The sequence below is a fragment of the Psychrobacter sp. 1Y1 genome, from assembly GCF_051847395.2.
In the GTDB taxonomy this organism is placed as follows: Bacteria; Pseudomonadota; Gammaproteobacteria; order Pseudomonadales; family Moraxellaceae; genus Psychrobacter.
Genome location: NZ_JBPYDF020000001.1, coordinates 1,462,457 through 1,486,595, shown reverse-complemented (window position 1 = coordinate 1,486,595; position 24,139 = coordinate 1,462,457). Strand labels below are relative to the sequence as shown.

The 24,139-nt window shown below is 43.5% G+C and carries 22 protein-coding genes; 9 read left to right on the top strand and 13 right to left on the bottom strand.

Annotation, left to right across the window (positions count from 1 at the left end; all coding sequences use genetic code 11):
• Positions 1 to 267: 267 nt before the first annotated feature.
• Positions 268 to 1,566 carry a CNNM domain-containing protein gene (locus tag ACS8FA_RS20260; RefSeq protein WP_439265010.1) on the bottom strand — a complete coding sequence of 433 codons (1,299 nt, stop codon included), beginning with the start codon at positions 1,564 to 1,566 and terminating at the stop codon, positions 268 to 270.
• A 547-nt stretch (positions 1,567 to 2,113) separates the two neighbouring features.
• Here ACS8FA_RS20260 and yajC point away from each other — a divergent pair.
• The 6 genes from yajC (at position 2,114) to ACS8FA_RS20230 (ending at position 8,859) form a co-directional block, all read left to right on the top strand.
• A complete protein-coding gene (yajC, locus tag ACS8FA_RS20255) occupies positions 2,114 to 2,443 on the top strand; it encodes a preprotein translocase subunit YajC (RefSeq protein ID WP_057759529.1) in 330 nt (109 codons plus the stop codon).
• 392 nt (positions 2,444 to 2,835) lie between these two features.
• Positions 2,836 to 4,713: a protein translocase subunit SecD gene (gene secD, locus ACS8FA_RS20250; protein WP_101205370.1), complete on the top strand. Its 1,878-nt coding sequence runs from the start codon at positions 2,836 to 2,838 to the stop codon at positions 4,711 to 4,713.
• Between the two features lie 9 nt (positions 4,714 to 4,722).
• Positions 4,723 to 5,985, top strand: a complete 1,263-nt coding sequence (secF, locus tag ACS8FA_RS20245) for a protein translocase subunit SecF (RefSeq protein ID WP_439264909.1) — start codon at positions 4,723 to 4,725, stop codon at positions 5,983 to 5,985.
• A gap of 231 nt (positions 5,986 to 6,216) precedes the next feature.
• Positions 6,217 to 7,623 (top strand): MATE family efflux transporter, encoded by a 1,407-nt coding sequence (locus ACS8FA_RS20240; RefSeq protein ID WP_439264911.1) that lies wholly within the window; start codon positions 6,217 to 6,219, stop codon positions 7,621 to 7,623.
• Between the two features lie 155 nt (positions 7,624 to 7,778).
• Positions 7,779 to 8,510 carry an AzlC family ABC transporter permease gene (locus ACS8FA_RS20235; RefSeq protein ID WP_439264913.1) on the top strand — a complete coding sequence of 244 codons (732 nt, stop codon included), beginning with the start codon at positions 7,779 to 7,781 and terminating at the stop codon, positions 8,508 to 8,510.
• Complete coding sequence (locus ACS8FA_RS20230) at positions 8,500 to 8,859, top strand: AzlD domain-containing protein (RefSeq protein ID WP_420230446.1); 360 nt, start codon at positions 8,500 to 8,502, stop codon at positions 8,857 to 8,859. The genes ACS8FA_RS20235 and ACS8FA_RS20230 overlap by 11 nt, the downstream gene beginning before the upstream one ends.
• Before the next feature lie 119 nt (positions 8,860 to 8,978).
• Here the strand turns inward: ACS8FA_RS20230 and purF are convergent, their stop codons facing one another.
• The 11 genes from purF to ACS8FA_RS20175 all read right to left on the bottom strand — a co-directional run bounded on the left by purF (position 8,979) and on the right by ACS8FA_RS20175 (position 19,813).
• The gene (gene purF / locus ACS8FA_RS20225) at positions 8,979 to 10,514 is read right to left on the bottom strand and encodes an amidophosphoribosyltransferase (protein ID WP_201566719.1); all 1,536 of its coding nucleotides are present in this window, start codon (positions 10,512 to 10,514) and stop codon (positions 8,979 to 8,981) included.
• 236 nt (positions 10,515 to 10,750) lie between these two features.
• Positions 10,751 to 11,248, bottom strand: coding sequence for a CvpA family protein (locus tag ACS8FA_RS20220; RefSeq protein WP_057759516.1), 498 nt, complete (start codon positions 11,246 to 11,248; stop codon positions 10,751 to 10,753).
• 30 nt (positions 11,249 to 11,278) lie between these two features.
• Positions 11,279 to 12,313 (bottom strand): quinone-dependent dihydroorotate dehydrogenase, encoded by a 1,035-nt coding sequence (locus ACS8FA_RS20215; RefSeq protein WP_201572601.1) that lies wholly within the window; start codon positions 12,311 to 12,313, stop codon positions 11,279 to 11,281.
• A gap of 149 nt (positions 12,314 to 12,462) precedes the next feature.
• Positions 12,463 to 12,876: a DUF4870 family protein gene (locus tag ACS8FA_RS20210; protein ID WP_439264917.1), complete on the bottom strand. Its 414-nt coding sequence runs from the start codon at positions 12,874 to 12,876 to the stop codon at positions 12,463 to 12,465.
• 255 nt (positions 12,877 to 13,131) lie between these two features.
• Positions 13,132 to 13,701 carry a type II secretion system protein M gene (locus tag ACS8FA_RS20205; protein ID WP_439264918.1) on the bottom strand — a complete coding sequence of 190 codons (570 nt, stop codon included), beginning with the start codon at positions 13,699 to 13,701 and terminating at the stop codon, positions 13,132 to 13,134.
• A 32-nt stretch (positions 13,702 to 13,733) separates the two neighbouring features.
• Positions 13,734 to 15,005, bottom strand: a complete 1,272-nt coding sequence (gspL, locus tag ACS8FA_RS20200) for a type II secretion system protein GspL (RefSeq protein ID WP_439264920.1) — start codon at positions 15,003 to 15,005, stop codon at positions 13,734 to 13,736.
• A gap of 189 nt (positions 15,006 to 15,194) precedes the next feature.
• Positions 15,195 to 15,653: a SixA phosphatase family protein gene (locus ACS8FA_RS20195; protein WP_379544112.1), complete on the bottom strand. Its 459-nt coding sequence runs from the start codon at positions 15,651 to 15,653 to the stop codon at positions 15,195 to 15,197.
• 57 nt (positions 15,654 to 15,710) lie between these two features.
• Complete coding sequence (locus ACS8FA_RS20190; RefSeq protein ID WP_439264922.1) at positions 15,711 to 17,003, bottom strand: NAD(P)H-dependent glycerol-3-phosphate dehydrogenase; 1,293 nt, start codon at positions 17,001 to 17,003, stop codon at positions 15,711 to 15,713.
• A 126-nt stretch (positions 17,004 to 17,129) separates the two neighbouring features.
• Positions 17,130 to 17,798: a nitroreductase family protein gene (locus tag ACS8FA_RS20185; protein WP_439264924.1), complete on the bottom strand. Its 669-nt coding sequence runs from the start codon at positions 17,796 to 17,798 to the stop codon at positions 17,130 to 17,132.
• Positions 17,799 to 17,919: 121 nt separating this feature from the next.
• Positions 17,920 to 19,020, bottom strand: coding sequence for a cell division protein ZapE (zapE, locus tag ACS8FA_RS20180; RefSeq protein ID WP_439264926.1), 1,101 nt, complete (start codon positions 19,018 to 19,020; stop codon positions 17,920 to 17,922).
• 142 nt (positions 19,021 to 19,162) lie between these two features.
• Positions 19,163 to 19,813: an alpha/beta hydrolase gene (locus ACS8FA_RS20175; RefSeq protein WP_439264928.1), complete on the bottom strand. Its 651-nt coding sequence runs from the start codon at positions 19,811 to 19,813 to the stop codon at positions 19,163 to 19,165.
• A gap of 302 nt (positions 19,814 to 20,115) precedes the next feature.
• Here ACS8FA_RS20175 and ACS8FA_RS20170 point away from each other — a divergent pair, with 302 nt between their 5' ends.
• The 3 genes from ACS8FA_RS20170 (at position 20,116) to xseB (ending at position 22,691) form a co-directional block, all read left to right on the top strand.
• Positions 20,116 to 20,484 (top strand): hypothetical protein, encoded by a 369-nt coding sequence (locus ACS8FA_RS20170; RefSeq protein ID WP_165597309.1) that lies wholly within the window; start codon positions 20,116 to 20,118, stop codon positions 20,482 to 20,484.
• A gap of 370 nt (positions 20,485 to 20,854) precedes the next feature.
• Positions 20,855 to 22,387: an exodeoxyribonuclease VII large subunit gene (gene xseA / locus ACS8FA_RS20165; RefSeq protein WP_439264931.1), complete on the top strand. Its 1,533-nt coding sequence runs from the start codon at positions 20,855 to 20,857 to the stop codon at positions 22,385 to 22,387.
• A 58-nt stretch (positions 22,388 to 22,445) separates the two neighbouring features.
• Positions 22,446 to 22,691 carry an exodeoxyribonuclease VII small subunit gene (xseB, locus tag ACS8FA_RS20160; protein WP_101205385.1) on the top strand — a complete coding sequence of 82 codons (246 nt, stop codon included), beginning with the start codon at positions 22,446 to 22,448 and terminating at the stop codon, positions 22,689 to 22,691.
• Between the two features lie 94 nt (positions 22,692 to 22,785).
• Here xseB and pncB read toward each other — a convergent pair whose 3' ends face one another.
• Positions 22,786 to 24,012: a nicotinate phosphoribosyltransferase gene (gene pncB, locus ACS8FA_RS20155; protein ID WP_439264932.1), complete on the bottom strand. Its 1,227-nt coding sequence runs from the start codon at positions 24,010 to 24,012 to the stop codon at positions 22,786 to 22,788.
• Between the last annotated feature and the right edge of the window lie 127 nt (positions 24,013 to 24,139).

The window sequence follows — 24,139 nt, the reverse complement described above, 5'->3', positions numbered from 1 at the left end:
TATGCCGAGCCTATCATCGAATTCTCACAGCCATGTGACACCCTGTGTAATTATTGCGAATAAAAACCCAAGCTATCAAATCAAATGTTCTTAACATTTTATGCTATAAATCCTAGTTCAAACGGTTAGATGCTTCGTGGCTCTAGTTTGATAGTCAGCCCATAATGAGCTGACCATTGTTAAACCATCAATCTTTAGAACCATCAATACTATGGTTAAGTTATCAACGTTAGAGTTTGGCTTCATTAGGGCATAGTTAAGATTTCGTTAAGACTTAGGTTCGTTATTACTGTCTTCATACTGCTCATCATCGCTGAGCTTCATGCCCAAACGCTCTACCCGTCTATCCATCATCTGACGAGCCAAGGCCTGCATGTCTTCGACGCGGTCTATCTCATCAACAATCTCAAGACCTAACAATGTCTCAAACACATCTTCTAACGTGACCAAGCCTTTAACTTCACCATATTCGCCGACTGTAATCGCAATATGAATACGGTTTTTTAGCATCAACTCTAACAAGTCAAACAGCTTCATCTTAGAGAAGACAAAAGTGATGTCGCGCTGAAATTGCGTCAACGGCTTGTGCATAGCATGATTAACTTTAGCCAGTAGCATGTCCGTTTTTAGGACAAAGCCTGTAATGTTATCCAAATCACCATCATAGATTGGCAAGCGAGAAAACGTCAGCTTTGGACGATCAACCAATAGCTCAGCGACGGTTTTGTTCTCTTCAAATGCGAGCATCACCGAGCGCGGTGTCATGATATCTTCGACTTTAATCGCGCCAAACGCGAGCAAGTTACGAATGATACGCGATTCAAGTGGATCAATTTGTCCCGACTCTTCACCGATACTAGCAAGAGCAGCAAATTCGCGGCGGCTAAATGTTTGCGGTTCTTTACCACGTACCAATAGTTTTGTCAGACGCTCTGAGAACCAGATTAATGGGTATAGCAGCATGATGATGCCACGAACAAAATAAGCAACCAAACCACTTAGCTGACGCCAGTAAACTGTACCTAGTGTTTTTGGGATAATTTCAGACAAGAATAAGATAGCAAGCGTCATGAGGGCAGAAAACAGACCAAACCACGCACTACCAAAGACGATCGTAGCCTGTGCACCCGCACCGATAGAGCCAAGTGTATGGGCAACGGTATTTAACGTTAAAATAGCGGCTAGTGACTGGTCAATATTGTCCACTTTCAGGCTTTTAAGCATTTCTGCTTTTTTGGGACTGGTTTCTTGTACATCCGCAATAAACGATGGCGTCATGCTCAGCAAAACAGACTCTGCTAATGAACAGACAAAAGAAACGCCAATAGCGAGTAAGACAAAAAATATCAATAAAGAAACGCTAAGCGCAGTTGGTGCTGCCGCCTCGCTGGATGTTGATACAGCACCAGCTGCCCACACTGCCTGCGGTAGCATAAAGATTGCTAATGCAGATAGTGCTGAAAAAGAAGTATAACCAAATCGAGAACTAGTAGTCATTCTCGGGGGAGGTTCTGCAGATGCGTCTTTACGATGAGCGCGCGGACGACATAAACGAGGTACAAACATAAAAGTGGTGAACAAGTTAGGTAACCTAAAAAGAGTAAAAGGAAGATAATGTCATGAGCAATTTATATTGATTTTTAGATTATCTTTAACAAAGTAATAAAAGACATCTGTCTATCGTATAAATAGTTACTCAAAGCTGATTTAATCGCTATTTCAAAGCCATACTATGCTTCAATAAGCCGTAATATGGTTCAATATGTAGCATACTAAATCCATGCAATCATTGCCATTTGATAGTAGCATTGATGATACCATTTCACAATAAGTCACCATTTTTAAGTTTTTGTTTTTTGATGACTTTTATTGCCCTACTATTAACGGTTGTATGACGACATCTTTACTAGCCAATTCATGACAGCTATTTAGCCTGAGGCTTTATATAGATTATCTGAATATAGTAAAAACATTGTTGTCCTACCCATTGGCTGATAGTATGCCTTACGCTAAGAAAAACACGCTCAGCCTATGATTAACAGTTACCAAGTCTGGGATTTTTTGTTACTATGCGTCTAATTTTATTATTGTCTATGACTTACTGAGAGATATTATGAGCTTATTTATTCAAGCTGCCCATGCTGCACCAGAGACTGCAGGTGCTGCAGGTCTATTCGGTCAGATTCTACTGCCTGTTGCGTTTTTTGCGATTTTTTACTTCTTGGTCATTCGCCCGCAGTCTAAGCGTACCAAAGAACACCGTGCCATGGTTAACGCATTAACCGTGGGTAGTGAAATTATTTTCGCTGGTGGTTTAATGGGTCGTATCAAAGCAATCGAAGGCGACTATGCCGTTGTGAGCCTAAACAACAATACTGACGTGAAAGTACAACGTGCTTCTGTTATTTCAGTATTGCCTGCTGGCACGATCGAAAGCGTCTAATGAGAATGTTCACTAGCTTTTATTAGTGAAAATTTATTAGTGAACATTCGATAGTCGTCACATTAATGAATGTAATGACTAAAAAATGACCGTATATGATTTACGGTCATTTTTCGCTATTAACGCAGTAAGGTAAAATTGCTATATAAATTAAGCTTACTGTTTAGATGTCCTATCTTTATCCAATCTAGCCCTATGATTTTAGGTGACCAGATAAACAGACATCTGTATTATTTGCTTTACTGTTTTATGCGTTACTATCATCGCGGATGATCGCAATGGTGCATGATGACGGCTGCTGAACATAGCACTCGACCGTTGCTATCGCTAACTTCCCATCTGCTAACTTGTGGCCTACGTCGCCAGTCGTTTATCAACTTAAAGAAGTGATTATGCAATATCCCGCTTGGAAATACTTACTAATTGCCGTCGTGCTACTCGTTGCCGGTCTATATGCTGCCCCCAACCTTTACCCTGACGAACCTGCTGTGCAGATTACGAGCGCAGCCGCAGGAACTCAGCTATCTGAAGGTATCTTAACCGAGTCTCAAAGCTTACTCGAAGAGGCAGGTCTAGATAACCACGATGGTACGTTTGAGGGTAACAGCGCGCTGGTACGCCTCAACAACCCAGTCGATCAGCTAAAAGCGCAAGAAGTGCTACGTCAAAACTTGGGCGAAGACTATGTCGTTGCCCTTAACCTAGCACAGACTACCCCGCAGTGGCTACGCGATATTGGTGCAAGACCGATGAAGCTTGGTCTCGATTTACGTGGTGGTGTACGCTTTGTACTCGAAGTCGATATGGACAAGGCGCTTGAACAGCGTTTGACCAGTGCCAGTCGCGATATGCGACGTGAGCTACGTGCTGAGCGAGTAGCAATCAAAGGTATCAAAACCGAAGATCGCGGCGTGGTATTGCATTTTGCTGATACTGATACTCGTAACCGTGCACAGAACGTATTACAAGGCTCAATGAGCAATACGTTTAACTTGCAGTCTTCTATTGATGATCAAGGTCCTGCATTGGTCTTATCGTATAACGATGCAACACTTGACGAAATCAATAGCTACGCGGTAAACCAGAACTTAACGACTTTACGTAATCGTATTGCTGAGCTGGGTGTTACCGAAGCTTTGGTACAGTCGCAAGGTGCTAGCCGTATCGTCGTTGAGCTACCTGGTGTACAAGATACTGCTGAAGCGAAACGTGTACTTGGTCGTACTGCAAACCTTGAGTTCCGTATGGTAGCAGAAGATGCTGATACCTATACTGGCGGCATACCTCCAGCAGGCACAGAAGCATTCCCATTCGAAACTCTTGATGGTCCTCCTGTACTGTTAGATCGTCAAGCGATCGTCACTGGGGACAAAGTAACCAACGCGCAAACTGGCTTGGATGAAAGTGGTCTACCTGAAGTAAGTATTACCTTGGACAGTGCTGGCGGCAAGCTCATGCAGAACGCCACACGTACAGCTGTTGGTCAACAGATGGCTGTATTGTTCATTGAAAACAAACAAAGAATCACTTACGAAGAAGATCCAGCAACCGGTGAGACAACTGAAGTACGCACACCTTACGCTGAAACAAAGGTCATCAACCGCGCCAACATTCAAGCGGTACTGGGTTCATCATTCCGTATTACTGGTCTAGATAGTAGTGCTGAAGCAGCTGAGCTTGCGCTACTACTGCGCTCAGGTGCACTTGCTGCACCGATGTACTTCGTAGAAGAGCGCACTATTGGTCCTTCACTTGGTCAAGAAAACATTGATAAAGGGTTGTTCTCTACGCAGGTCGGCTATCTACTAGTCTTCGCGTTTATGATTATCTTCTATCGCTTGTTTGGTGTGATTGCCAACGTTGCGCTAGCCGTTAACGTTATTATTATCATTGCCATTATGTCAATTTTGGGTTCATCACTTACCCTACCTGGTATCGCAGGTATCGTTTTGACCATCGGTATGGCGGTTGATGCCAACGTACTGATCTTTGAGCGAATACGAGAAGAGATTGCCAATGGTGTCCGGCCAAAATCAGCCATCGTGGCAGGTTTTGATCGCGCATTTAGCAGTATTTTTGATGCCAACATTACAACCTTATTGGTCGCGTTTATCCTATTTGCGATTGGTACTGGTCCGATTAAAGGCTTTGCGATTACGCTAGCTATTGGTATTGTCAGCTCGCTATTCACTGCAATTTTGGTGACACGTGCACTGGTACAAATTGCTTATGGTAAGCGTAAATCCATCAAAAGTCTGAGCATCGGTTAGGAGAATATTATGGCGATTGATAATAACAACCCTTTAGAACAGCAGAATAATCCTGATCGAAATGGCTCAAACGGTGAGACGACTAATGCAAGTACGCGTCGCCGTAACAAACCGCGTCGTGATGGTAAAGGTAGCAATACTAAAACCAATAACCCTATTACCACAAAGTCAGGTAAAAGCTCTAGTCGTCGCGGTGGTAAAGGTCAAAATGCCAAAGACAGTCAAGCACTGTCTACCGCTGTTGATTCTGACGTAATATCAGGTGACGCCGCTGATGATGCAGCAGCTGTCGCTGAAGGTGGCATCAAGGCAGTTGGCAACCAACGTATCATTCCATTTATGAAGATAGAAAAGCCGATGGCACTACTATCTTTGTTTATGGTGATCGGTAGTATCATTGCTATCGCGGTAAATGGTCTGAACTTAGGTCTTGATTTTACTGGTGGTGTCTCTGCTGATGTTCGTTATGAGCAGCCTGTTGAGCAAGTTGCTGTTGTACAAGCACTAGCAGACAATGGCTTTGATGATGCGGTTGTACAGTATCTAGGTACGCGTGAAGAGCTATTGGTACGTCTACCCCCTCAGTCTGATAACGTCGATGGACTAAGCGCAAATCTGACGCAAGCATTGGCACTACCTAGCAATACCGCTACGATTAGCAACGTAAATATCATTGGTAGCCAAGTTGGTAATGAGGTTTATCTAAACTCAGTCATGGCATTGGTGTTGGCACTGGTTTGTATGCTCGGCTATGTTGCCCTACGATTCCAGTTCAAATTGTCTCTAGGTGCTGTACTGTCACTGTTCCATGATGCCGTCGTAACCATCGGTGTATTTGCACTATTCGGTTTCCCATTTGACCTGACGGTATTGGCTGCGGTATTGGCATTGATTGGTTATTCATTGAACGATACCATCGTTGTCTATGACCGTATCCGTGAAAACTTCCGCCGTGTTCGCGGAATTACGCCAGAACAGACGATTGATTTGTCATTGACCGAGACGCTACGCCGTACGATTATGACCATCTCAACTGTTCTATTGGTCGTACTAGCTATGCTCTTCTTGGGCGGTGATGGACTATACTGGTTCTCAGTAGCTCTGTTTATTGGTTTGCTTGCGGGTACTTACTCATCGACTTATATTGCCAGCTCGATTCCGCTGCGCATGGGTCTATCGCGTGATGACTTTATCGTAAAAGTAAAACCAGAGTTTGAAGAAGAAATCGTTACTTTCAACGATCCAAAAATGTTTGAGCAAGACAACGTTTAGTAAGGTATATTAGATGGATTAATACGTTGAAATAGCGTGGTATCACACTCTATATAATTACTGATTATACAGCTACAACGTTTAAATAAGAGCACCTGACTCATGAATAATGAGTCTAGGTGCTTTTGTCTTTATAGCTATTTTGTCTCTTATATTAAATGTACTGCCTTACAATTTTATTATCATATAACGAACACACCTCTTTATCGTTCACGTATAAACGAGTTACCCATGTCAGCTAATTCCGCAACTTCTCACGCGATGCCACCTATTGATACAAGCTATAAACGTATTGTCGCGATTGCATTGCCTGTACTGCTGGCTAATTTGGCTATGCCATTGCAAAGCGTGATTGATACGGCCATTGTAGGCAATATGAATAACACGGCGAAACTTGCTGGTATGGGTCTAGCCATACAGTTGCTGTCGTTATTGCTTGTTAGCTTTAACTTTTTGCAGTATGCATCATCTGGGCTTGCTGCGCAGGCATTGGGACAACTGGCGAATAATACTAGCAATACATCGGCCGTATCAGTGCCCACGCCTTTGCTGTCTATCTTACAGCGCGCGTTACTATTGGCGTTTGTTATCGGAGCAATATTGCTACTGGCAAAGCCCTGGCTGATTGATTTTGGCTTACAAGCACTATCAGCCAATCCTGAGAGTGGACGCGCAGCGAAGACCTACTTAGACGTACGCTTTTGGGGCGTGATCGCAGAGCTGATGAATTTTGCATTTATTGGTTGGTTTGCAGGACAAGGTAAGACCCGTTATATGCTTTATCAACAGGGCTTTATTGCCGTACTTAATATCGTACTGACCTTGTTTTTTGTATTTGCAATGCAAATGGGATTAGCTGGTGTTGCACTGGGAACGACTATTGCATTTTGGTTTGGAATACTGATGGCACTGTGGTTGAGCCGCCAACATTTAAAAATATCGTGGTCTGTATTATTTAAAGCAGATCGTCAGTATTTTACGAAAGGTAAGATGCTTAGGCTATTTTCTTTAAACAAAGATATCTTTGTACGTACGCTTATCTTAACGCTAAGCTTTGCTTGGATTACTCGCCTATCTGCCCAAAGCGGTGATGTCATACTGGCTGCCAATGCTATTTTATTGCAAGTATTAAGCATATCTGCCTTCGCTCTGGACGGCGTCGCTGTCTCTGCTGAAACGCTAAGTGGGCAAGCCGCAGGGCGACGTGACTGGCCACGTTTTCGTATTATTATAAAGCGTACAGGCGTGGTTAGTTATGGTCTTGCTATCATGTTAAGCGCCATCTGGTGGCTTGCGATGCCTACGTATTTGGGATTTATGACCAATATTGAGTCAGTGTTTACCCTCGCCTATGATTACCATTTATATGCCGTGTTGTTGCCTCTTGTCGGCGTTGGAGCCTATTGGTTAGATGGAATATTTTTTGGTTTAACGGCTGGTAGCGTGATCCGTAATGCGGCGCTGATACTGGCTGCTATTTTCTTTCCGTTGAGCTGGTTGCTCTATCAGCAATGGGATATGACTGGTATTTGGCTTAGCGTGTGGTGTCTATTACTATTAAGACTAGTCATTCTAGGCGGGTTTTTGTACCGTGCCAATCAGACTGGCAGTTATGAGAAACTACAACCTGAAGCTTAGTTAATTTTATATTATGTTTGCTCTATCAATTTTCGATAGAACGTTTTTATTAAGCTCGTCTTTCACTTTTTAATTTTGCAGCAATACCGTTTGAATCAATAATTTTTATATCGATAGATTTATAAAAATATCATAAGAAAAATTTAGGATGTTATGTGAATACTCATTCAAATGAATTAAGCCATCAACATGAAAACCGTTACCACTGGGCTGAGGGCTTTAAGAAAAGCTTGCCAGTTGCTATGGGCTATTTGCCTGCCGGTATTGCCTTTGGTGTACTCGCACAGGTAGCAGGTATCCCGATATGGGCAACGATTATGCTCAGTATCGTTCTCTATGCTGGTGCAGCTCAGTATGCTTGTCTGCCAATGCTGAGCGCGGGCCTACCAATTGGTAATATCGCCACCAATATTGCTGCGATTAATCTACGTCATGTATTCTATGGTATGCCGTTATTACAGTATTTACCGAAAAATAAGCTGGCCAAGACGTATTGTCTGTTCGCTTTGACTGATGAGACTTTTTCGATCATGACCAGCTTGCCAAATGAGTCGCGACGAGCGCTGATACTTCCTATCAGCCTATTTAACCAAAGCTGGTGGGTACTGGCGAGTACGGTTGGCGTCATGATTGGCAGTACGCTCAGTGATTTGGTGCCAAATTTAGATTTTGCTTTGGTTTGTCTGTTTGCAATTCTCGCGTATGAGCAATTTCAAAGTATCAAACGCTACTTCCCGATTGGTATTGCCATGCTTGGCTTAATCATTGCTTCGCTATTTACCAGTGACTGGTTGCTACTAGTAGCCATCACTATCTGCATGTTTATGATTTTGGTACGTGGGTTTTGGATAGAGCGTCAAAAGACGGGAGACTCTTATGACCAGTAGTTATCTTATTTTTGCCACGCTTGCCATGGCAGCTGTGACCTTTATCACTCGTGCGCTACCCGCACTGATACCTAGAAAGCTACTCGATACACCTTGGCTACACCGATTAAATGAGAGTTTGCCATTATCAGTGATGGTGCTGCTTATTTTGACTAGCCTCTCCTATCAAGACATATCGACGACTGTTGCTTTCAGCGATACCGAATTACATCTATTAATGGCACAAGTCGGTGCACTTATTTTGGTATTGTTTATCTATCATATCAGCCGTCAGCTTTTGGTCAGTATGGTTGTTGGTATCGCAGCAATCAATGGTCTGTTTTGGTTATTTAACAGCTTCTTAGGCTAAAACTGTTTTGACCATTTATATAAACGTCAGTACTCTTAGCTATACCTTAAACATAAAAAAGCTAGATTCTAAATAGAATCTAGCTTTTTGTTATCTGAAAATAATGACTTCAATACTACTTAAAGTTCTTCTACACCCATCATATCAACTGGGGTATCAGCCACTATTTGTACGCCTTTTTTACCAGTTTTGGCAGTATCATTACGCTGCTCTTGCAAGTGATCAAGATACGCTTCATTGATCTGACCAGTGATGTAGCAGCCGTTAAATACCGCACAATCAAAACCTTCCACTCGGCTGTGTTTGGTGTCTTTTACTGCGTCAATCAAATCATCCAAATCTTGGAAAATCAAACGATCAGCGCCGATGATATCACGCACTTCTTCAACACTATTACCTGAAGCAATAAGCTCGCTACGTACGGGCATATCAATGCCGTATACGTTTGGAAATTTCACTGGTGGCGCAGCACTGGCAAAAAACACTTTATTAGCACCAGCATCTCGTGCCATTTGAATGATTTCATGACAAGTCGTTCCACGAACGATAGAATCATCAACCAACAGCACGTTTTTGCCTTTGAACTCTAGCGGCACAGCACTTAGTTTCTGGCGAACTGATTTTTTGCGTTGCTGCTGACCTGGCATAATAAACGTACGACCGATGTAGCGGTTTTTCATAAACCCTTCACGGTACTTGACGTTCATTTTTAGCGCCAGCTCCATCGCTGAAGTACGCGAGGTATCTGGAATTGGAATGACCACATCGATATCATGATTCTCACCCCATTCAGCTAGGATTTTATCTGCCAGTTTTTCACCCATACGTAGGCGTGATTTATAAACTGAGATATTGTCCATAATTGAATCTGGACGAGCAAAGTAAACATATTCAAAGATACAAGGCGTGTATTCTTTTTGCTCGACGCACTGATGCGTATGCAGCTTATGGTTCAAATCGATAAAGATCGCTTCGCCTGGTTTTACGTCACGAACGATAGTAAAGCCAGAACCTGTCAATGCAACTGATTCAGAGGCAACCATATACTCAGTGCCGCCATTCGGTGCCATACGCTTACCAAAGATAAGTGGACGGATACCATTTGGATCGCGGAATGCCAGTAAGCCATGACCCGTGATCAGAGCTACAACGCCGTAAGCGCCTTCACAGCGTTTATAGACGGCTTTTACTGCTTCAAAAATATCATCAGCCGTTGGATGTGTTTTGCCTAGATTCTGCATCTCATGTGCCAATACGTTTAACAGTACTTCAGAATCTGAGTCAGTATTAAGGTGGCGACGATCTTCGATGTACAAAGATTTGGCCAAACTCTCAGCATTGGTCAAGTTACCATTATGCGCAAGGGTAATACCATATGGTGAGTTAACATAAAACGGCTGAGCTTCAGCGCTGCTAGAAGTACCAGCTGTCGGGTAACGAACGTGACCGATACCAAACTTACCAACCAGTTTCATCATATGACGATTCATAAATACGTCACGTACCATGCCATTTTCTTTACGTAGATAGAGTCGCCCATCTTGCAAAGTGACAATACCTGCTGCATCTTGCCCGCGATGCTGTAGCATCGTCAAACCGTCATAAAGAATCTGATTGACTGGTTCGTGAGCTGCAACTCCAATGACTCCACACATAATAGCTATATCCTATTTTGACTCATACATTAGTACGACAATAACGGCAAACTTAACGACAGTATATTACTAAAATCATTTACTGTCGCACGCCGCTAACCTGATGATACTGTAAGAAACTTAACGAGATTTTTCGATAATCTGTTTTTGATTATCAGTGACACGTGCAAACATTTAGAAGTATAAAAAGAAGTAAAATAATGGACAGTTAGATAAAATAATAGGCAATTAAACAATTACGACTGATTGACCTGATCCCACGCCATGCCTAATACGTCCGATACTAGAGCCTTACCCATCGGTGCATATGGCATTAGCTCAGGCGCTAGTACGGAGGTTTGCCACTGCGGCATCTGTACTAGCAATGGCGCACTGACGCTCAATACAACCAAGACCATTAGTACGTTTTTGGCAGCACCCAATACGCCTCCCGCCATTTTGTCCAAGACGCCCAAACGTAAGGTTTTGAGCACGCCTGAGAATACAAACGCCATCAGATGCATGATTGCCAAGATCGCAATCACTACCAATAAAAAAGCCATTGCCATCTGTAGTACAGGATTTTGTACGATACCCGTCAATTGGGGCGACACTACTCCTGCCAGCCTAGTAGCAGCGATAAGGGCGATAAACCAACCTACCAAGCCTATTGCTGTTTTAATCAGTCCTACTTGAAAGCCGCGCCATAAGCCAATCAAGACAACAATAGCAATCACAATATCTAAACCACTCATGCTCTACGCCTTATTACCTTATTTATTGGATTAACTTTCCATGGCATCGTAATAGCCACCGATTGCCTGAATGCAAGACTGCACCAGTCCAGGACCACGATAAATAAGCCCCGTATAGAGCTGTACCATGTCTGCGCCTGCTTCGATTTTTTTGACGGCTTTGGCACCACTATCGATACCACCCACGCCTATCAAAGCGACTTTACCATCTAACTGATCAGAGAATTGTTGCAAAATCTGGGTACTAATATGACTCACAGGACGACCAGATAAGCCGCCCATTTGGTCGCCATCACGCAAGTCTTCGACACCTATGCGGCTTAGTGTTGTATTGGTCGCAATCAAACCATCAATCTCAAAATCTATTAGCTGCTGTGAGATATAATCCACTTGCAGAGGCTCTAAATCAGGAGCAACTTTCAGCACCAGTGGCACATAAAAACCATATTCATTGGCCAGTTGACTGTGACGGTTCTTGATGGTGTCCATCAAACGAGTTAGGGCCTCGCCGCTTTGCAAATCACGTAAATTCTTAGTATTCGGCGATGAGATATTGACCGTGATATATGAGGCATGCGGATAGGCGCGCTCTAAACAATAGACATAATCATCGGCAGCTTGCTCTACTGGCGTATCAGCGTTTTTACCAATGTTGATACCGATATTACCTTTATACTTGCAGCGTTTGACATTATCGATCAGATAATCGATACCTTCATTGTTAAAGCCCATACGATTGATAATCGCATCTGCTTGCTTGATTCTGAACAGTCTTGGCTTATCGTTGCCTACTTGCGGTCTTGGTGTCACTGTCCCTACTTCGATAAAACCAAAGCCCAGCTCTGCGAGTGCATCGATATAGTCACCGTTTTTGTCCAGCCCTGCCGCCAAACCAACGGGATTAGCAAACTGCAATCCCATGCAATCCGTGGGTTGCATCGACTGACCATATGCCAAGCCTAGCACACGCGCTTTGTGCGCTTTATCCAATAAAGACAGCGTCATCTCATGGGCGTGCTCGGGATCCAGATTAAACAAAAAAGGACGAAGTAAGGCATAAGACATAGTAATGACAGACCCTGCTCGAAAAAAAGTGAATGAATAATGCGAATGAAATCAGGCGCAGCGATTATATCAGCTTAACAGAAATAAGAGCAAAGTTTCATGCGGTAAATTTCTATATTCGCACTGTAGTAAATACAGATTAATCGCTATTAGGGCACAGGACGACCATCGGTCAACGCAATCCAGCCACGAATGATACGATATAAATGCCAGATAAAGGTAAAGGTCATAATAAGTAAACCCACCCCTGCCAACAATACCGAATCGATAGCAATGTTGCCACTATCTGCCAACACGCTAACGCCAAAGCCGCCCAACGCAAAGGTAATGATAATAATACCAATGACAAACCAAACAATACTGTACCAAAAAGTCTTAATCTGCCAATCAAAGTGCGTGGCCAGCCATGTTCCATCAGCATCGTGACGTTTGGCATAGTTCATGACAATCGGCACAATCCACAGTAGACCTGCCGTAAAGTAACTGATCACATATAGAAAATAAGTGATGTGATTATAAGTAGTCAAAGAACGCTGCGTGTCGTTTCTCAGTCTGTCACTCATTATATTATTTTTTCCTTACAGGTCGTATTTGTGCTCATTAATCGCTATGGGTAGACTCAGTTTAGTGATGTGACTGCTGCTCGGATTGGCTATCGAGCGATTGTTTATGGTTGTTATGTGTTTGGCTAATACACATTTAATGGTGCTAGATGAGTGGCTTTTCAATGATAGCAAGGATAAAGCCCTATTTTGAAATTAAGCACAAAATGCGATGGTATAAAAATGACTGAGAGTTAAGCATCTGTGTGACGCATTCTACAAAGCGACTGTCGCCTGTACCTGAATAGATTTGTTAGTTGTATCCTGCTGCATAGACAATTGCGTGAACTGCCAACCTTGTTGTTCAAGTTTGCCAAGTGCCGTACTGACCACTGCTTGGCTCGGATGCGTAAAGCTCAATTGTACTAAATCACCAGCTGCAACCACTTGAGCATCTGCAATGCCAGAACCACTCAACAACGCGTTAATACGACTGGCAGGTGGCATATCAGCCTCTCCATTAACCGTGGTAGCCGCACTTGATACCTTATTATCGATATTACCTGCTTGAGCACGTAACCAGAAATAGTCTGCTACTTGTTCCTGATAGCCGCGCTTACTCTCAGTGGCTGCTTGATGAACACTATAACCACCGTAGCCACCGATAAACAATAGTAAAAACACTGACAATACAGCCAATGCCAACTGATCACGTGCAGGCAGCCGATGCCAACGCGTCGTTAATCCATTTTGATAACTGCTCACACGCTCTGAAAATGCATGTGTTTTAGTACTGGTTGTAGAGACAGCTGCACTGTATTTGGGTCGGCGTTGTAATCGTTTCATGTTTTGACCTTTATTACCAATACCTTGATGAGTTACGACGCTGCCGCATTGTTTGCCATGTCGCTGTTTTCTGCAATATTATTTTCTATCACATTGACAGTGACTTGACCACTAAACTGACCTTGCTCATTACTATTCACTTGCGCAAGTTTGGCATTTAAGCCTTGTGCTACCAGTGTGCTTGTGAATTTATCAAGACTACCGCGATCTGGAGCAATCAAGGTAAAGCTGAGCGCTGATGGCTGCATTACCAATGACTGTGCATGCAATGAAGACTGTTTAATTAATGGTGATATGCGTGACAGTGCGGCCATATGCGATGCAGGCGCTTGGCTATCGCTACGCAGTTTTGGTTGCAGCTGTACTTGCAGTTTGGTGCGCGTACTCAGTGGCTCATCGGCGAACCAAGACTGATACTGTGCCGCAATTGCAGCCTTGGTTGCTGCGGTTGCTTCATTATACTTGTACCACTGCACACCATCGGTTGCCATTTGCAGCACTAACGCTGATAGCGCAACCATCATAGCCACTCGCAAATATGGTGATAGTTGTGAGTCAGTAGATTTCATAAAGAAATTAAGCGCGTGACGTTCAGGACTGTCAATTGGCTTAGGTACTGTAGGCAGGGTCGTCAGCAATAGCTGATGATCAGCGATCAACGCTTTAGTTTGCGCCGCTAACTCTAGCGTCGATGAGGAATCTAGCGAGTCAAGCGATACGTCAATAGCTGCCTCAATAGAAGGCAACACCATTACCTCACTTAAATGCGGGAAACGCTCAAACATTAGTGGTAAATAGCTGACGGCCATACCTTGACGCAATGATTGGCGCAGCAGCATAGTCTGCGAATCTTGATAAAGAGTCACTTGCTGACCTGCGCCCTCTTTTGGCGGTGGCAACAATAAAAAATCTGGCAGTAACGCTACTATATTCATACTGGCTAGCTGCGCGCTTTGTTGCCATGCCTCAATATCGTTTTGTACCAGTGCGTACAGTTGCGTCGTATCAGCATGGCTCAATTGACGGATGTTTAATTGCTCAACAGGCGTTAATGAAGTTTCTTCAAATAAATATTGCTTGCCGCTATTACCCAGCTGTTTAAGCTGAGCAGCATTGAGCGCCGTATCCACTTGTAATGCGTGACTTGATGGAAAATATAGACAAAGTGCCTTTTGGCTATTGGACTTATAGTTACCATAGATTGTTTGCAGCTGTTGCCAACCGTCAACCATTTGCCATTGCTGTACATCTTCGTGCCAAACAGCTAGCGGGCTATGCTGCGCTCGTAACCAAACATGTAACACTAAACGTGTCCTCAATTATTGCTGCAGTTATCAAAATATCGTTAAGGTTTATGCGGTTTTTGAAAGAAATGGATGATTTTATACGATTAATAACTAGCATGCTTCTCGCAAATACCACTTCAAATCCGTCATATCTAATCAATTCTGCTCTAGCAAATCGTTTCTAAGCAAAATATTAGAATGTCTAGTCTAATAAGGCTGGTCAGGAACAAAACGATCAACTTCCGTTGCCATGCCAGTCATCACAAACTCCATGTCAAACACTCTGGCTTCTGCTAGAGAGAACGACTCAGGATAATCGCCTGTCAGCAATCCCGCGATATAGGCGACGATAGACATATGACAAACAACGACCAAACACTCAGCTTCAATATTGGCAATATCTATCAGAGCTTGGCGCGCATCATCCGAAGGCGTGATATTGTCCTGCACAGATGAGGCGACTTGCGGCGCTCGCGACTGGAACGCAGATAAAGTTTGCTGTGCTCTCGTATAAGGGCTGACCACAAAACGATCTGGGCTATAGTGAGTGGTCACATATTCTGCCGTTTGTGCTGCCTGCTGCTGACCAAAGTCCGTCAGCTGACGCGCGCTATCTGGACGTGTTTCGTCTTCTGCTTGACCATGACGTACTAATATAATTTTCATAACCTTCCTTGGAGCGCTAAGTTCGACTCTCTTGATATTGTCTTCTAGTAATATATCTTACTTATCAGCATCGCTGTCTTTGCTTTTGGTATTACTGCCCGAGGTTTTCATATGAGCGGTAAGTGCTGCATTGCTATGATCATGCGCCATGACAAACTCAACATCGCTACGGAACCCAGCTTCCATTAGATGTAGCGCAACGCCTAGAGCGGCCTTGTCTTCATAAATGACTGCATAGAGCGCATGGGTAATTGGCATATAGATACCCGCTTTGGTCGCTTTTTCATGAACTTGCTGAATAGTATTTACCCCTTCAGCAGTTTGGCCAAGCTTTTTGACCGCGGCATCAATGCTCATACCACGACCGAGCATATTACCGATACGATAGTTACGACTTAGCTCTGAGCTACAAGTAGCATATAAATCGCCTACGCCAGATAAGCCCAAGAAAGTGAGCGGATTGGCGCCTTCTTCAACACCAAAACGACTCATTTCTGCCAAAGCACGAGTAAGAATCATCGCTTTAGTATTTTCACCTACTTCATAAGCTGCCGCCATACCCATGGCAATTGCGTAGATGTTTTTTAGCGCGCCGCCAAGCTCGACGCCGCGTATATCATCACTAGCAAATACTCTAAAGAAGGCACTGTGTAACGCTGCTTGCACGGCATGACGCAATGGCTCCGACTCACTTGCGATAACCGTAGCAGACGGCATGTTTTTCATGATTTCGATAGCGAGGTTCGGCCCTGACATGACGCCAAAATTTACTTCTGGCAACACTTCTTTGATGATATCACTCATCATCGCAAAGGTATCTTTTTCCATACCTTTAGTCAACGACACAATAGACTGACCGCTGATAAAAGGCGCGATATTTTTTAGCGTTTCGCGAAAGGCCAAACCTGGCACAGCGATAAAAATAATATCTTTATCTTTGACGCTTGCCGCCAAATCATGGCTGTATTTCAGTCGATCATCAAGCTTATAGCCTGGTAGATACTTTTTATTGGTCTGTGTTTTCGCCATCGCTTTTACGGTACGTTTATTACGTACCCACAGCGTGGTATCACAGCCATTACGGGCCGCTAAATCTGCCATTGCCGTACCAAAGCTACCACCACCTAAAAACGCCAAACGTAGCTTGGTAGGATTGCTATGAATGTCTGCCATATCCTTTGCCACAGCTGATTCAACAGGACTAGGGTTTGACTTTTTACGGCCAAGACCTGACTTGGTTGCTCGCTCAAGAATACCTGCAAGCATACCATTCTGCTTTTCAGACGACTCTTTGTCCGTCTCATTATTAGCACTGGTATTGTTTTTATTACTATTGTTAGGGCTTGTCATGTTCTTTTATCCGTGTTGACTGACGTATTATCAATAGAATCTATCGTGCTCAGCGACTGGCCTTATTATCTTTGAATTACAACTTTGTGCAATTATAATCTTATTAATAGACAGCACTGAGCTACATTACGACTCGAAGCGAACTAGCGGTTCGATATCGATAGGTTTGCGTTTGGACTCATCCTTTGGACTTGTGCCAGTATAAACAAAAGCGGTCACATAATCATCTGCACCCACTCCGAAATACGCTTTTACTGCAGGCTCATTACACAGCAGCCCAGTGCGCCAAACGGTACTAAACCCTTGAGCTTTTAATGCCAAGATTAGATTTTGTACAGCAGCACCTGCACTTAGCATTTGCTCAAAAGGTGGCACTTTTTTGTGTTCTTGCATTTGAGTCACAGCCGTTATGATTAGCGGCGCTCGCAGCGGCATATTTTGAGTTTTAGTGATGGTTTTCTCAGACAACTCTTCGCCATCTTGTAGGGCTTTTGCTTGGGCAGCTTCGAGCAAGGCACGGCCTAACTCATGGCGCGCCTCACCTTGCGTCACGATGAAGCGCCACGGACGCAATTTTTTATGATCTGGCGCAGTTGCCGCACACTCAATGGCAGATTCAATCTGCGCACGCGTTGGTGCTGGCTCATCTAGATTGCCCATACTGCGTCTTGAATTGATCCAACCTATCAGCTCTTCACTGGTAGATGAGATATCATTCGCTGCTACATTCTTAATAGACAGTTTGTTGTCTTCAGTTTCTTGGCTTTCATTATCAGCATTGTCAGTTGTAGTCATTGTTTTATCCTTATTTATTATTATCTATCACTACTTATTATTTATAATATCATTTTCTTATTTTTTAACCGCTATAGAGCAGTTGAGAGCTACACGTAGGCAGTCTCAACTCAGCAATAAACTACGTAACATCTTCGACTCGGTGGTCCATGCGTAGATAGTCTTCTGACTGCATCTCAAGCAAGCGTGAACGAGTACGTTCAATCTCAAACGCCAACTTCTCTCCTTGATACAAGTCTAGAATCGGCTGCTCTGCACGTACCAATAATTTCACACGGCGATCATAAAACTCATCGACGAGATAAATAAAGCGGCGCGTTGGATCACGCAAGTCGTCATCTAGTGCTGGCACGGAGTCAACTAAAACGGTGCTAAAGCGTTTGGCAAGCTCAATAAAATCAGCGGCTGATCGCGGCGCCATACAAAGATGACGGAAGTCACAGAATAAGATATCTTCGGTACAAGCGTTGATTTTTACTTCTCGTCCATTGATAATAATGGGCTCTTTGCTGATTTTCTGATTATTCGATAAGCTCGCAAAACGGTTGGCTAACCAATGGTAGTTCGCCTTAGTAAGCGGCGCTTCGTATAGCTCAGCTTGTTGCAATACGCGCAGACGATAATCAATTCCCGAGTCGATATTCATGACCGTGGTATGACGCTCAACTTCCGCAATGGCAGGCATAAAACGGTCACGATGTAAGCCATCTTTATACAGTCCAGCTGGCTCAATGTTTGAAGTAGCAACCAAAGTAATGCCACGATTGAACAGCATAGTGAATAAATCGCCTAGTATCATGGCATCAGAGACATTAGAAACAAAGAACTCATCAAAACAGATAATAACTGCTTCTTTATAAATAATATCAGCGACTTTCTCTAACGGATCGCTCTCACCTTGTAGTTTGTTAAGCTCTCTATGGACACGCTGCATAAAATGATGGAAATGTAGACGCATCTTGCGCTCGATGGTCAACGAGTCATAAAACATATCCATCATCCACGTTTTACCACGGCCGACACCGCCCCACATATAAAGGCCTGTTGGCGCGACTGGCTTAGATTTCAAAAAGCCAAAAAAACCTTTCTTTTGCGGTGCGCTATTGATGAGCTGATGGTATATCTCATCAAGATAGCTCATGGCCTGAAATTGCTGCTCATCCCGAGTAAACTCATCTGTACTGACGGCTTTCTCGTAACGTTGCAATGGAGATAAACTCATAATACGACTCATCGTTGGATTAAATAAATATCAAAATAATAGGGCAATTTAGCATAATGCTGGTGCTGCCAAGCAAGCCATGCTAAACCATATCAAAGCAGAAGCTATCAAGCTGAGCTAGGTAGCAAATAAATTAGCTATCCTACCCAAAGCTATGCTTGTCTAATAAGCCTTTGAGCTCTGATAAGCGACCATGGAAGAAATGACCCGCGCCATCGACCACGCTGACTTCAATGCCTAATCGGTCTGCAAATGCCTGCATATTATCAGGTTCAATTACTTCATCCGCATTACCATAAATCTCAAAAGTTCTATCCGCAGGCAAACTAATATCAGTACTGTCGTTTTTTTCGACTGATGGTGCGATCAGGGCAATTTTCGTTACTTCAAAGTCACCCAATCCCCATATATGCGCGGCTTCAAGCACTTGCTCAGCCACGCGTGCCGTGACATAACCACCAAAAGAAAAACCACCCAGCCATAGCTTTCGAGCATTGGTTTGTTCAGCAATCCATTGTAGCACGGTCATTGCATCGACCACTTCACCTTCCGCATAATCATGCTCGCCTGTCGATTGACCAACGCCGCGAAAGTTAAAGCGCACCACATGCATACCATTATCACGGGCAAAGCGATACATGGTGGTGACCACTTTGTTATTCATCGTACCATCAAACAACGGATTGGGATGACACAGCATCGCCACCGTGTCTGTATTTGGATCATTGGGATTGTCATTTTGCCACAGTGCGTCAACCTCGAGCACACCAGCAGGAGCAGGAATTAATTGCATAGTATTACTTATTAATAAAAAATGAATGGCTCAATTATCCTAGATACAATTTATATTTCAAGTAATTTGCTGTGTACGGATGCGACTTGTTTTATTTTTTGTCAATAACGGTTGTCTGTAGTTTTGCAATATTGCTGTTCTTGAAGTTTTAAACTGGTTTATATCTAGTGCATGGTTCATCGGCAATATACCCGTAATACAGCACACAATAACTGTCTAGACAGGTAATATCTAGATAAGCTACATTCATAAAGCTTTGCCTATAGCTAAGACGTTCTGTTTATATAAATCAGGAATTACTTATGAATACTTTTAATAAAACTGCCAGCTTGACGGCAACGTTAGCGGCTGTACTTGCTTTGAGCGCCTGTCAAAGTACGCCTTCTTCACCAGTGATTCAGCGTGCCAACTCTATCTATGAGACAACAGGTATCGCTGATACCAAAGTCAAGGCACAGCAAAACGCAATTGATAGTGCTCAAAAAACCTGTCGAAGCAAGCAAGTAATTATCGTTGATGATAATGTAAAATATAATGGCATCTTAAACGAGCGTACTGGCCGTATGGTTGGTCAAGTAGGTGCTGTCGTCGGCTCGATATTTGGCACGGGTACACCAGATTTGTCACGTAGCGATGATTACGAATACACCATTAACTTCCGTTGCCAATAAATATCGTCAATACCATATAAATCAGATACAGTGTCAGGCTCACTCAGTCTACTATTTGTAGCACTTTCGCTTGCCTTCCTTGTATCTGAATTATCTTGAACCGACTATATCTAGCTAAAAATATCCATCTACTTTTCTCTACACGACAATCTCTTTTAGACGCAAACAGGTTTACGATCTAATCGCTAACATTAAGTGACATACAATCTTTCTCTGATTAAACAGCCAACAAACTGCGATATAGATAATATATCAATCAAAGCTTGTTGGCTTCGCTTTTTGTACTCTACTTTTTAAGTTAAACTATCCGCTATCGTATTCAGCACATCCTCGTCAGTCTTTATATTTTCATTACCTTTGGTCTAATATTATGCGCAAACCCAATCTTTCAAATATTAAACAGGCCAAAGTATTAGCACCTGCCAAAGATTTGGCCACTCTAGAGGCAGAACTCGCTGAGCAAGAAGACCATCTAGAGGATACGGTTCTACGCCTAAGTGATTATTTATCAGCGGTTGAGATGGTCATCAAACAAACTTTTGATCATAGAGTGTGGGTCAAAGCAGAAATTCGTAATCTGTCGAGTAAAGGTGGTCATTACTACTTTGAACTGGCAGAAAAAGATGACGACGGCAAAGTGGTCGCCAGCTGCCGTGGCAATCTCTGGCGCTTTAAAGCTGCTCGTGTATTAGCTAAGTTTGAACGTGCAACGGGTATGCCGCTTGAGCGTGATTTGACCGTACTCCTTAAAGTATCGGCAGGGTTCCATGCCCAGTACGGCTTTTCAATCACCATTGAAGATATCGATCCCAGCTATACACTAGGCGACTTAGCACGGCAATATGCAGAAATGGTTGACCGCCTAACAGGTGAAGGGTTATTACATCTCAATCAGCAGCTACCTGCCCCTTTTGATATTGAGCATGTGCTGGTCATCGCCCCTGAAAAGGCAGCCGGATTGGGTGATTTTCAAGCAGATGCCGATCGCTTAGCCAGTACAGGTGCATGTCACTTCCACTATCATAATGCGACTTTTCAGGGCAATCATGCACCCGCCGAGATACGCCAAGCCATCGTTAGCGCCCAGCAGCAATTTTACGATACTTATCAGCGTCTACCAGACTTGTTGGTTATTATTCGCGGCGGCGGTGCGGTTGGCGACTTAGCTTATCTCAATGATTATGAGCTGGCAGCTTTGGTTGCTGAGCAGCCTGTCCCTGTCTGGGTGGGCATCGGTCATGAGCGTGACAAGGTCATCTTAGATGAAGTGGCACATACTAGCTTTGATACACCCTCAAAGGTGATTGCTGCTATCCATAGCCACTTGGCCCAGCTCGTCACTCAGACGCTACAATATCAAGCTCAAATCAAGCAAGCGGCACAGCGTCAATTGAATACTGCCGAGCAACAAACCGCACGCCAATTAAGCCAAATACAGTCGCAAACGATTGGCCAACTAACCGCTCTACGAAAAGACAGTGACTATGCATGGCGCAGTATTCAACAAAGTGCCCAGCGCCAAGTAAAGCAAGCAGTCAGACTGACGGTTGAGCGATATACACAAACGCAAACCTTAGCGTATCAACAGCTCGCAAAAGCCGCTATTAATAGCAGAAGTTATCAAGAGTCAATCATGCAAAACGCACAGCAGCAAATTGTGCAAGCACAGCGCGATAGCGAACATCTACGTGATATTGTGCTATTACATCGACCGTCTCGCGTACTCAAGCAGGGCTATACCATGCTCACGGATGCTCAAAACAAGCAAACCCTCACTAGTAGTACCCAACTGTATCCTGAGCAAACCGTTAATATCATTTTAAAAGATGGCAACGCAAAAGCGCAAATTATCGATGTCACTATGGATAAAGAAGCGACAGAAACTTCAGGCACTCCAACTTAACCACATAATAATATCTAACGATTACTCATCAACTTATCTTTAAAAATTAGGAAATTTTATGACAACCCCTACTCGCCGACGCAAAAAAGCCGCCCCAAAAACCTTTAAGGCGGCTTACGATATCTTAAAAACCAATGCAGCTGAACTACAGCAACAGGATGAGCCTGATATTGATAATCTAATGACAACGGTCGAAGAGTCTATTGCCGCTTATCGCGTTTGCGAGACTCGTATCAATGCTGTACAGCAAGCATTAGACGCCGCCTTTGCCGAAGAAAAATCTACCAGCAGTGTTGATAGTTAAACGAAAAACAGCCACTAGATAGCAGCTGTTTGGACAAACCAAGCGCATCAATCTCATTTGGCACATTTGGCAACGCAACAGTTTGATATTCTGTTTACTCAGGTTCATCAACCTCAAAGACTTGGCGCAGATAGGCAAGATACGTGTCGTTATTGATCATGGTCTTGCCTGGGCTATCAGACAGCTTAGCGACTGGCTGACCATTGCACTCTACCAATTTAAGCACGATATTAATCGGCGTAATGCCCATATCATTGGTCAAATTGGTGCCGATACCAAAGCTAGTTCTAATGCGACCTTTAAAGTATTGATGCAACTCCCACGCCTTCTCTAAATTTAACCCATCGCTAAAAGTTAGAATCTTGGTTTTTGGATCTATTTTTAGCTTCTCATAATGGGCAATCGCCTTATCGCCCCAAATATAAGGGTCGCCGCTATCATGACGCAGACCGTCGAATAGCTTGGCAAAATATAAATCGAAATCACGTAAGAATGCATCCATTCCAACCACGTCTGTCAATGCAATACCCAAGTCGCCACGGTACTCATGCACCCATGCTTCAAGCGCGGCCTTTTGTGAATCTCGCAGACGCACATCTAATGCTTGAAACGCCTGCATAAACTCGTGCGCCATGGTGCCTATTGGCGTCATTCCTAATTGCTTGGCCAAATATACGTTTGATGTACCACCAACTATCTTTGGCTCGGCTTTATGTAACGTCTCCACTACGTGTGCTTGCCAGCGTCGACTAAAGCGTCTACGCGTGCCAAAATCAGCGACGATAAATGGCGGCATATCCTGATCGTACTGGGTTTGCTCTTCGGCATACTGATGTAATAGCGCTACTTTTGCATCGAGGCGACGTTGTCCTTCTTCAATCACGCTGTCATTAGATAGCGCATTAAAATACAGCTCATTAACAATAGCCAGTACAAATACTTCGAAAAACATCGCTTGAATCATCGGCCCTTCGATATCGATAAACAGGCGACCTTTATCGTCTGTACTTACCGTAATGAAGCGGCGTTTTAGCTTAAACAGCTCTAGGTAGTCAACGAAATCTGAGCGAATAAAGCGTAAGCTACGTAAGTACTCTAGCTCATCTGGCAAAAAGCGCAATTCGCATAAGCTGTCTAGTTGCTGCTCTAGATCTTTTTGGATATCAGCCAACGGATAGGCTGCATCTTTGTTATTACGGCAGCGAAAGCGATAAACACCATGGGTTTGCGGGAACTGATGCAGCATGGCTTGTAACATCGTAAATTTGTACAAATCATTATCAAGCAATGAAGTAATAATAGGTGCATAAGAAACGGTCATGCTATGGCCTTAAAAGTGCAAAATAAGAAACAAACGTCATTTGATAGACAAAGCGACATCATATGTGGACGATAAACAATACACGCTCATTCATTATGAGCCATCGATAAGCCGTTCAGTATAACGA

Bases quoted from the DNA above. Each gene is read 5' to 3' on its own strand.
- xseA (WP_439264931.1), top strand. From the start codon at position 20,855: ATGCGCAAACCCAATCTTTCAAATATTAAACAGGCCAAAGTATTAGCA.
- secD (WP_101205370.1), top strand. From the start codon at position 2,836: ATGCAATATCCCGCTTGGAAATACTTACTAATTGCCGTCGTGCTACTC.
- purF (WP_201566719.1), bottom strand. From the start codon at position 10,514: ATGTGTGGAGTCATTGGAGTTGCAGCTCACGAACCAGTCAATCAGATT.
- ACS8FA_RS20205 (WP_439264918.1), bottom strand. From the start codon at position 13,701: ATGAAACGATTACAACGCCGACCCAAATACAGTGCAGCTGTCTCTACA.
- xseB (WP_101205385.1), top strand. From the start codon at position 22,446: ATGACAACCCCTACTCGCCGACGCAAAAAAGCCGCCCCAAAAACCTTT.
- secF (WP_439264909.1), top strand. From the start codon at position 4,723: ATGGCGATTGATAATAACAACCCTTTAGAACAGCAGAATAATCCTGAT.
- ACS8FA_RS20260 (WP_439265010.1), bottom strand. From the start codon at position 1,566: ATGTTTGTACCTCGTTTATGTCGTCCGCGCGCTCATCGTAAAGACGCA.
- ACS8FA_RS20215 (WP_201572601.1), bottom strand. From the start codon at position 12,313: ATGTCTTATGCCTTACTTCGTCCTTTTTTGTTTAATCTGGATCCCGAG.
- ACS8FA_RS20220 (WP_057759516.1), bottom strand. From the start codon at position 11,248: ATGAGTGGTTTAGATATTGTGATTGCTATTGTTGTCTTGATTGGCTTA.
- yajC (WP_057759529.1), top strand. From the start codon at position 2,114: ATGAGCTTATTTATTCAAGCTGCCCATGCTGCACCAGAGACTGCAGGT.
- ACS8FA_RS20190 (WP_439264922.1), bottom strand. From the start codon at position 17,003: ATGACAAGCCCTAACAATAGTAATAAAAACAATACCAGTGCTAATAAT.
- zapE (WP_439264926.1), bottom strand. From the start codon at position 19,020: ATGAGTTTATCTCCATTGCAACGTTACGAGAAAGCCGTCAGTACAGAT.
- pncB (WP_439264932.1), bottom strand. From the start codon at position 24,012: ATGACCGTTTCTTATGCACCTATTATTACTTCATTGCTTGATAATGAT.
- ACS8FA_RS20195 (WP_379544112.1), bottom strand. From the start codon at position 15,653: ATGAAAATTATATTAGTACGTCATGGTCAAGCAGAAGACGAAACACGT.
- ACS8FA_RS20230 (WP_420230446.1), top strand. From the start codon at position 8,500: ATGACCAGTAGTTATCTTATTTTTGCCACGCTTGCCATGGCAGCTGTG.
- ACS8FA_RS20175 (WP_439264928.1), bottom strand. From the start codon at position 19,813: ATGCAATTAATTCCTGCTCCTGCTGGTGTGCTCGAGGTTGACGCACTG.
- ACS8FA_RS20240 (WP_439264911.1), top strand. From the start codon at position 6,217: ATGTCAGCTAATTCCGCAACTTCTCACGCGATGCCACCTATTGATACA.
- ACS8FA_RS20185 (WP_439264924.1), bottom strand. From the start codon at position 17,798: ATGACTACAACTGACAATGCTGATAATGAAAGCCAAGAAACTGAAGAC.
- ACS8FA_RS20170 (WP_165597309.1), top strand. From the start codon at position 20,116: ATGAATACTTTTAATAAAACTGCCAGCTTGACGGCAACGTTAGCGGCT.
- ACS8FA_RS20210 (WP_439264917.1), bottom strand. From the start codon at position 12,876: ATGAGTGACAGACTGAGAAACGACACGCAGCGTTCTTTGACTACTTAT.